At 69.7% G+C, this 611-nt stretch carries 1 protein-coding gene; it reads right to left on the minus strand.

The genetic code is table 11. The features are described 5' to 3' along the window. Window positions 1-174: 174 nt before the first annotated feature. Window positions 175-611 (minus strand): GNAT family N-acetyltransferase (locus tag GTR02_RS22055; protein ID WP_166609593.1); only part of this gene is annotated, 437 nt, incomplete at its 5' end.

Here is a 611-nt window from a genome sequence, read left to right on the forward strand (position 1 = left end):
CGCTGACCACCTCCTGGACGTGGTCACCATCTGAGTCTCCACATGCAGCCGGGCGGCGGGGATCTCGCGGTCATGACACCGTCCGCGCGCGGTCACGGCTGACCGACATTCTTGCGGTCGTGCCGATCCGCACGAGTCCCGGGCCCGCTCCGAGACGCAGCGGAGAGCCAGGCACTACTCAGGAGCGAGGTAGATCCGCACTCGGTGACGATGACCGTCTGGAGCCAGCCAGTCAGCATCGCGCCGGTCCACCAACCGCCACCCCAACCGCTCGTACAGGTCGACCGCCGGCGCGCCGTCGTCAACCACGTCGAGCATGAGCTGCAGCCCCCGCTGCTCACTCCAGCGCTGAACCCGAGCAAGCAGCGCAGCACCGAGGCCAAGACCGCGGCCCCGCGCAGCCGGAGACACGAACAAGCGCGAGACGCTGACCAGACGCTCGACCGGGACCCCGACCAGTGCAGCCACCACCGGGTCATCGACCTCACCCACCACGCAGACGTGTCCCAGCACGGTCTCGTCGTCGTCGAGCCCCACCCACGCAGCAGCCAGTCCGGCAGGACTGAGCCAGCCGGCGGGATCGTGCGGCCAGCACGTCGGGTACCCGTCGG

This window comes from Kineococcus siccus, from assembly GCF_009906795.1.
Lineage (GTDB): Bacteria > Actinomycetota > Actinomycetes > Actinomycetales > Kineococcaceae > Kineococcus > Kineococcus siccus.